General features: G+C 68.2%; 7 protein-coding genes and 1 pseudogene. 4 read left to right on the top strand and 4 right to left on the bottom strand.

Annotated elements, in window-relative coordinates; translation table 11 throughout:
* Positions 1-115 precede the first annotated feature (115 nt).
* Genes G5C51_RS21145 through G5C51_RS21155 form a run of 3 tightly spaced genes read left to right on the top strand, consistent with a single transcriptional unit; the run spans position 116 to position 3141 of the window.
* Complete coding sequence (locus G5C51_RS21145) at positions 116-1531, top strand: amidohydrolase family protein (protein WP_165239712.1); 1416 nt, start codon at positions 116-118, stop codon at positions 1529-1531.
* The gene (locus G5C51_RS21150; RefSeq protein ID WP_165239713.1) at positions 1518-2150 is read left to right on the top strand and encodes a UbiX family flavin prenyltransferase; all 633 of its coding nucleotides are present in this window, start codon (positions 1518-1520) and stop codon (positions 2148-2150) included. Before G5C51_RS21145 ends, G5C51_RS21150 begins: the two co-directional genes overlap by 14 nt.
* Positions 2137-3141: a CobW family GTP-binding protein gene (locus tag G5C51_RS21155; RefSeq protein ID WP_165239714.1), complete on the top strand. Its 1005-nt coding sequence runs from the start codon at positions 2137-2139 to the stop codon at positions 3139-3141. The genes G5C51_RS21150 and G5C51_RS21155 overlap by 14 nt, the downstream gene beginning before the upstream one ends.
* Here G5C51_RS21155 and G5C51_RS21160 read toward each other — a convergent pair.
* Positions 3098-3787, bottom strand: a complete 690-nt coding sequence (locus G5C51_RS21160) for a YczE/YyaS/YitT family protein (protein WP_338118242.1) — start codon at positions 3785-3787, stop codon at positions 3098-3100. The two genes, G5C51_RS21155 and G5C51_RS21160, sit on opposite strands and share 44 nt — an antisense overlap.
* A 12-nt stretch (positions 3788-3799) precedes the next feature.
* Positions 3800-5533, bottom strand: a complete 1734-nt coding sequence (locus tag G5C51_RS21165; RefSeq protein WP_165239715.1) for an adenine deaminase C-terminal domain-containing protein — start codon at positions 5531-5533, stop codon at positions 3800-3802.
* Positions 5534-5658: 125 nt separating this feature from the next.
* Between G5C51_RS21165 and G5C51_RS44100 the strand changes: the two are divergent.
* Positions 5659-6465 (top strand): annotated as a pseudogene (locus G5C51_RS44100) (LysR family transcriptional regulator); the annotation flags it as partial.
* 81 nt (positions 6466-6546) lie between these two features.
* Here G5C51_RS44100 and G5C51_RS21175 read toward each other — a convergent pair.
* Positions 6547-7404 carry an ABC transporter permease subunit gene (locus tag G5C51_RS21175; RefSeq protein WP_165239716.1) on the bottom strand — a complete coding sequence of 286 codons (858 nt, stop codon included), beginning with the start codon at positions 7402-7404 and terminating at the stop codon, positions 6547-6549.
* A partial coding sequence (locus G5C51_RS21180) for a carbohydrate ABC transporter permease (RefSeq protein ID WP_165239717.1) occupies positions 7401-8303 on the bottom strand: 903 nt, incomplete at its 5' end. The genes G5C51_RS21175 and G5C51_RS21180, both read right to left, overlap by 4 nt.

The raw sequence follows: 8303 nt of genomic DNA on the forward strand, positions 1-8303 counted from the left end.
CAGTTGCCGACCCTTGACACCGCTCTCCCGGGCCGCGTTACATGTTTCACGGCATGCCGGTGACCTCCCGCTCTGGGCAACCGCACGGCGCATCTGGTCCACGAAAGGGAGCAGCATGTCCCCTGCGCAGCACTGCGATCTCCTGCTCACCGGCGGCGCGGTCGTCACCGTCGACGAGCACCACACGATCCACCGCACCGGAGCCGTCGCCATCACCGGCAACCGGATCGTCGCGGTGGGCTCCGAAGACGAATTGGCCGGCTGGCAGGCCGGCAAGGTGCTCGACTGCCGTGGCCGGGCCGTGCTGCCCGGCTTCGTCGACGGCCACACGCACCTCTACCAGGCCCTGGTCCGCGGGCTCGGCGAGGGCCTGTCGATCGTCCCCTGGCTGTGCGAGTTCATGTGGCCGTCCTCCATCGCCGTCACCGGCGAGGACGCGGTGGCCGGCGCACGGCTCGCCGCGGCGGAGGCGCTACGGGCCGGGATCACGACGGTCGTCGACAACCACTACGCGCCCACCGACCTGCCGACCACCCTCGCCATCGCCGACACCATCGAACAGGCCGGCCTGCGCGGGGCCGTGGCCCGCGGCATCGTGGGCGAGCGCACGCAGCTCGCCGCCCGCCGCGGCCAGCCCGACGCGCTGTTCCGCTACTCCGCGAAGGAGGAGCTGGACATCACCCGCGACGCCGTCCGGCACCGCCCGCCCGGCTCAAAGGTCGAGGTCTGGCCGGCGCCGCTCAACCTCACCTATGTCGACCAGGACCTCGTACGGGCCGGCGCCGCCCTCGCCGCGGAACTCGGCACCCACTGGCACGCCCACTGCTGCGAGAGCAGCGCCGACCCGCGCAGTTACGTCGAGACGTACGGCGTCCGCCCGGTCCAGTGGCTGGCGGCGGAAGGCCTGCTCGACGAGCGGGCCACCCTGGCCCACGCCATCTGGCTGGACGACGCCGAGATCGCCCAGGTCGCGTCGGCGCACGCGGGCATCGCGCACAACCCGGCCTCCAACGCCTACCTCGCCTCCGGCACCATCCGGCTGCGCGACCTGCGCGAGCGCGGCGTTGCAGTGGCGCTGGGGACCGACGGGCCGAGCTGCGGGCACCGGCAGGACATGTTCGAGTGCATGAAGCAGGCGGTGTTCGCCCAGCGGCTGCACACCCTCGACCCGACCTCCGCCCGCGCCAGGGACGCGCTGGAGATGGCGACCCGCGACGGCGCCCGCTACGCGGGGATCGACGCGGGCGTCCTGGAGGCCGGCCGCCTGGCCGACCTGATCGTCGTAGACCTCGACCGGCCCCATCTGCGGCCGCTGCACGACCTCGTGAGCACGCTCGTCTACTCGGCCAGAGGGTCCGACGTCGTGGTCACCGTGGTCGACGGCGAGATCGTCTACGAGGACGGGCACTGCGTGCACGTGGACGAGCGGGCGGCCGCCGAGGAGGCCCAGCAGCGGGCCGAAAGCCTCGTGGCCCGCGCCGGCATCGCGCGGCCGGGCCCGTACGAAGGAGCAGCCCGTGGACAGGGCTGACGGGCAGCGGCCCCGGCTCATCGTGGGCGTCACCGGCGCGAGCGCGCCGCAGCTCGCGATCCATCTCCTCACCACGCTCCGCAAGCTCGGCACGGTCGAGACCCGGCTGGTGATGTCCCGCGCCGCGCACCGCACCATCGAGCTCGAGACCGGCCTGCGCCCGGCCGAGGTCGCGGAGCTGTGCGACGTGTCCCACCCGCGCGGCGACATCGCCGCCGACATCGCCTCGGGCTCGTGCCTGACGCTGGGCATGGCCGTGGTGCCGTGCTCGATGAAGACCCTCGCGGCGATCGCCCACGGGTACAGCGACGATCTGCTGACCAGGGCCGCCGACGTATGCCTCAAGGAGCGCCGCCGGCTCGTCCTCGCCACCCGCGAGACGCCGCTGAGCCTGGTGCATCTACGGAACATGGTCGCGGTCACGGAGGCGGGCGCTGTCGTCCTGCCGCCGGTGCCCGCGTACTACCACCGGCCGGCCTCGCTCGACGACCTGCTCGCCCACGTGACCGGAAAGATCCTCGACCAATTCGGCATCGGCCACGAGTCCTTCCCTCGCTGGCAGGGCCCGCGGAAACCACCCACTCCCCAACTGTCGGAGGACAGCTATGAGCAGCAGTGACAAGATCCCGGTGACCGTCCTGACCGGCTTCCTGGGGGCGGGGAAGACCACGCTGGTCAACCACATCCTCACCGCCCACCACGGACAGCGCATCGCCGTCATCGAGAATGAATTCGGCGACATCCCGATCGACAACGACCTCGTCGTCAACACCGACGAAGAGATCTTCGAGATGTCGAACGGCTGCTGCCTGTGCTGCACGGCCCGCACCGATCTGGTCGAGATCCTGCACAGCCTCCGCCAGCGCGACCGCGTGGAGCGGGTGCTGATCGAGACCAGCGGCATGGCCGACCCCAACCCCGTGGCCCAGACCTTCTTCGTGGACGACGAGGTCGCGGCGCACTACGCGCTCGACGCCATCGTCACCCTCGTCGACGCCAAGCACGTCGGGGGCCACCTCGACGCCGCCTCCAGGGGTGCCGGCGGTGACGGCGTCGGCCACCAGGTCGTCGACCAGATCGCCTTCGCCGACCGGATCGTCGTCAACAAGGTCGATCTGGTCGAGGACGAGGACGTCCGGGCGCTGGAGACCAGGCTGCGGGGCATCAACGCCACCGCCGAGATCATCACGTCCAGCCACGCCGACATCGACCTGTCCGCCGTCCTCGGCATCGGCGCCTTCGACCTGTCCCACACCCAGGCAGTCGACCCGGGCTGGCTGGACGAGCGCGAGCACCAGCACGATCCCGACGTCGCCTCGGTCAGCGTCGAGGTCCCCGAAGCCCTGGACCGGGCGGCGCTGGAGAAGTGGCTGGCGGACCTGGTGGAGCGGCGCGGGGGTGACCTCTACCGCCTCAAGGGCATCGTCGCGCTCGACGACCACCCCCAGCGCTTCGTGCTCCAGGGTGTGCACCGGCTCTACGAGCTGCAGCCGGCCTCCTCCTGGGGGAAAGAGCCGCGCAGCACCAAGGCCGTCTTCATCGGCCGCGGCCTCGACCGCGACGAGCTCACCCGAGGGCTGCTCGGCTGCGTTGCCCCGAGTACTTCTTGAACAGGAAGAAGTAGAGCTTGACGTACTGCCCGACGAGAATGCCATTGATGATGGTGCCCTCTCGGATGAAGTGCGGTGCGCCCAGGCAGATGAGGCCGATCGCCGCGGACGTGACCAGCAGCGTGCAGTCGAAGGCCGACTTGATGTTCCCCCACTTCCAGCCGGTCCGCTGGAAGATCGTGTTGACGAACATGTCGACCGGCATCAGCACCAGATTGGCGCGGATCATCAGGAACAGCCCGAACGCCAAGGTCGCGTCCGCGAAGGCCAGCAGCGTGAATCTGGCGGCATAGGGGTCCACCACGACCCAGTCCGTCAGCAGCAGATTCAGGTCGAGGAACGAGGCCAGCGCGAAGGCCGGAATCAGCGCCAGCAGATTGCGGTACGTGAAGGCCTTCGGCATGACCAGATAGGTCAGCAGAAGCATGATGAGTTCGAGCAGGAAGTTGAACGTACCCTGACTCATCCCGGGAAACACCAGGGTCATGGTGCGGGTCAGGCTGCTCTGCGGTGCGATGCCGATGCCGGCCCTGATGGCCAGGCTGACACCCAGGGTCAGCAGGTAGATGCCTGCGGCGTACGTGATCCATCGCCGCACCAGGCTGCCGGTGTCAATGACTCCGGTTTCGTCTTCGTGCTGCAACACGGCCTTCTCCCCTCACACCATGAACCCGAAGCGGTCGAGTGAGATGAACAGGGTGAGCAGCTTGTTCACGACCGGCTCGCCCTCATTGCGGTGGCCCAGCTTGTCCAGGGCGGCATCGATCGACCGGGTCGCGTCCACCAGTTCGGACAGGCTCATGTCGGCCATGACGCCGTAGATGTCCAGCGCCAGCTCGGCCCGTATCTGCCGGTCCTCGGTCACCAGGCAGCCGCCGACGTACGTGTCGAGTTGCCTGAGGTTGTCGTGCATTTCGGCGCTGTCGGTGCCGACGACCACGAAGTAGGCGGCGGGCGCCGGCCAGAACGTCGAGACCGCGCCGCGCTCGACCGCCACGCCCTTGAACAGCCCGTTGACGATGTGGCGTTCGCCGTCCGCGTAGCGCTGCACGACCGAGATCCGGTTCAGCGCGAACCCGTCCACCTCGGGCACCACCGCCCCGTCCCTGAAGGGAACCCAGACCTCTTGAGCGAACTTAAGGTGGCCGCGCCCGTAGACGTCGAAGAGGAGGACCTTGGCCTGACTGCCGTCGGCCGAGAGCTCGATCGGGGTGAGGTCCAGCTGCCCGGGGGCCAGATCGGCGAGTCCCGGCTGCGGCCGCTGCACCATGCCGGAGTAGTCCAGATCGACGGGCGCGAGGAGCTTACGGTCCTTGGCGACGAGTGTGCCGCCCTTGAACACGTACCGCGGGTTGATCTTGGACAGGCTGTCGGTCAGCACGATATCGGCGAACCGGCCGGGGGCGAGGGAGCCGAATTCGTGGTCCATCGCGAAGGACCGGGCGGAATACAGCGTGCCCATCTTGATGGCCTGGATCGGGTTCATCCCCATCTCGACGGCCAGGGAGATCACCCAGTCGATATGCCCCTTGGTCAGGACGCGGTCGACGGAGATGTTGTCCGCGCACAGCTGGAAATTCTCGGACGGCCAGCGGCGTTTGACGATGGCCCGCAGCATGGTCTTGATGACTTCGGGGCTGCCCACCCCGAATTTGATCTGGGTCTGGAGCCCGTAGCGGACGCTCTTCTCGATGTCCTCCTCGTTCCAGACGTCGTGATTGTTGTGGGCGCCGATGGCGGGCATGTAGTTCAGCTGCATGTCCGAGAGTGCGGTGACTCCCCAATGGCTGTTCACCCAGCCGCCGTTGGCCCGCCCGAGGGCGGACTTGCGGAAGTCGTCGTCATTGCCCGTCATATACGAGAGATGGGCGAGCTCGCCGAGCCCGATGACCGGTTCCATCTTCAGCATGGCGTCGGTGACCTCGACCGACGTCTTCTTCCCCGGGGCGAAGGCGTAGAGCCGGTAGGGAAGCTGCTCGTAGCCCTTGAACAGGGCCTGCGCCGCCTCGACCGCCTCCTCGCCGGCCGCGCTCGCGAAGTCCAGGGTCTCGGCGAAGATGGTGGTGGTGCCGCTCGGCACGATGGCTTCGCCGAAGGCCGCGGGATGGGCCAGCTGGGCGTCGAAGTGCAGGTGCGTGTCGATGAGTCCGGGAATCGCGTACATTCCCTCGCCGTCGAATATCTCGCGGGCGTGCACGATCGACTCGTCGGGATTCAGGGCGATGATGCGCTGCCCGTAGACCAGTATCGATCCCTGGAAAACCGACTCGCTGTGCACATCCAGAATGTTCACATTCCGCAGCAGCAGATCCGCGGTCTTCTCCCCGTGCAGGATGCCGAAGACCGTGCGGACATGCTCGTAGTGCTCCGACACGAGTTCCGTGGTGGCCATGCTTTCCTCGTTTCTTCGCTCGGGTGCGCTGAGGACATGAAATGGCACGGCACTGTTGCTGACAAGCAGCCGTTTTCGCACGGAGCGTGCGCTTTTTGTGTACGGTCCGGGACCGGGAGGCCGTCATGCTGCATTCACGCTTGCTGCACTACATCGACGAGGTGGCCCGCTGCGGGTCGATCCGCGCGGCGGGGGCCCGACTTCACGTCGCCCCGTCGGCCATCAACCGGCAGATCCTGGTCCTGGAGAAGCAGCTCGGCGAGGCGCTGTTCGAGCGCCTGCCGCGCGGCATGCGGCTGACGCCCGCGGGCGAGGTCCTCCTCGCGCACGCACGGCGGACCATGCGGGACTATCGCGAGACGGTGGCCGCGATGCGCGACCTCCACGCACTGCCGAGCGGCGAGGTGGTGATCGCCACGATGACCGGCCTGGCCAGCGGCATCGTCTCCGCCGCGACGGCGAGCTTCCATGCCCGCTATCCCGAGGTGCGGATGTCGATACGGGCGATGTCGGGCCACGACATCCTGCGGGCCGTCGAGAACAGCGAGGCCGACCTCGGACTGGGATTCAACGTGCCTTCATCGATGCGGCTCGAGACCTGCTGGCAGCTCAACACCCGTCTTGGCGCGGTGCTTTCACCGACCCACCCGCTGGCCCGCATGGAATCCATCCCGCTGGCCCACTGCGCCGCCCACCCCCTGGTCTTCGCGGACCGGTCGATGGTGATCCACGGCATCATCGCGGACACCTTCACCGAAGCCGGCATCAAGGTCGAGCCGGCCTTTCACACCAACTCCATCGAAACGATGAAGCGCCTCGCCGCCTCCGGCGCCGCCATCGCGTTCCTCAGCAGATTCGACATCGCCGAGGAACGCCACAACGGAAGCCTCGTCTTCAGGCCGGTCCGCGACCGCGCCTTCAGCAACAACATCCTCTCCCTGGTCCGCCGCGAGAAGCACGGCCACGGGCTGGCGGGGCTGCTGTTCGCCGAGGAGGTGGTGCGGACGCTGGAGTCACTTGACGCTGCCCGCCGTCAGCCCGGAGCGCCAGTAGCGCTGGAGCAGCAGGAAGGCGATGACCAGCGGCAGCAGGGCCAGCAGCGAGCCGATGACCATCAGCGGGTAGTAGTCGGGATTGATGGAGGCGGTCGCGTTCCAGCTGTAGAGGCCCAGGCTGAGCGGGTACAGGTCCTCGTCGGAGAGCATGACCAGCGGCAGGAAGAAGTTGTTCCAGATCGTGGTCAGCTGGAAGAGGAAGATCGTCACATAGCCGGGTGCCAGCATCCGCAGGCCCACGGAGAAGAAGCTGCGCAGCTCGTTCGCCCCGTCGACCCGGGCGGCCTCGAGGACCTCGTTCGGGACGTACGCGGTGGAGAACATCCGCGCCAGATAGACGCCGAAGGGGTTGAAGAGCACCGGGATCAGCACCGACCACAGCGTGTTGGCGGCGCCGATGCCGGAGGCGAGCAGATACATCGGCAGCGCCAGCACGGTGGCGGGCACCATGACGGAGACGAGGACGAGTGCGAACAGCTGCTGCTTGCCGGTGAACTCGTACTTGTCGAAGGCATAGCCCGCCGCGGTGCTCAGCAGCGCGCCGACGGCGGCGCCGCCGACCGCGTACAGCAGGCTGTTGCCGTACCAGCGGAGATAGACGCCGCCGCCCTCGTCGAGCAGCGCGCGGATGTTGTCGACGAGCGCGAAGTCCGACAGGCCGAAGAACTTCGAGGCGAAGAGCGCCTCGGTGTTCACGGTGGAGGCGAGCAGCAGCCACAGCAGCGGCAGCAGCGCGTAGAGCACGCTGACGCCGACCAGGAGGTTGGTGATGCCGCGCCCTGACCAGCGGCGGCGGGATTCGATGGTGGCGCTCACGGCTGCACCTTCCTCGGGGTTCTCGGGGCGTACGACGTGCCGCGCGTCACCGCGTAGGACAGGACGCAGCAGATCAGCAGCAGCAGGACGGAGGCGGCGGCGGCCAGGCCGTAGTTGTTGCGGGTGAAGGCCGCGTCGAAGATGTACATGTTGGGCGTGAAGCGGGGGCCGATGAGCGGGGTGGCCTTGCCGAGCAGCATCGGCTCGGTGAAGAGCTGCAGGGCGCCGATCGTGGTGAAGATGACGACGGTGGCGAGGGTGCCGCGGATCAGCGGCAGCTTGATGGTCAGCGCGGTGCGGACCGGCCCGGCGCCGTCGATGGCGGCGGCCTCGATCAGTTCGTGCGGGATGGCCCGCAGCGCCGCGAAGAAGATGACGGCGGTGTAGCCGAGCCCGCTCCACAGCGCGATGTTCACCAGCGACGGCACGATCATGTGCAGCGCCAGGAAGTTCACCTCGAGGTCGGCGCCGCCGAGGGCCTGCAGGACGGGTGAGATGCCGGGGGTGTAGAGGTAGAGCCAGATGACGGTGGCGATGATGCCGGGCACGGCGTGCGGGACGAACAGCACGGTCTGGCTCATCCGCCGGGCCCAGACGATCCCCGAGTCGAAGAGCAGGGCGAGGACGAGCGCGCCCGCGACGACGACGGGGATGAACACGACGGCGTACAGCAGCGTGATCCCCACGCCGCGGACGAAGCTGGGATCGGAGAGCACGGCCGCGTAATTGCGCAGCCCCGCGAAGGCGGTCTCGGCGTTGCCGAAGCCGAGGCCGCTGTGGGAGGTGGAGAAGAAGCTCAGGTAGATCGCGTACAGCGTCGGCACGACGAAGATGCCGAGCAGCAGTGCGGAGAACGGGCCGAGCAGGCGCAGTTCCTCCGTACCGGATGGGTCTGGGGC

Source organism: Streptomyces coryli, from assembly GCF_011044975.1.
GTDB classification, from domain to species: Bacteria; Actinomycetota; Actinomycetes; order Streptomycetales; family Streptomycetaceae; genus Streptomyces; species Streptomyces coryli.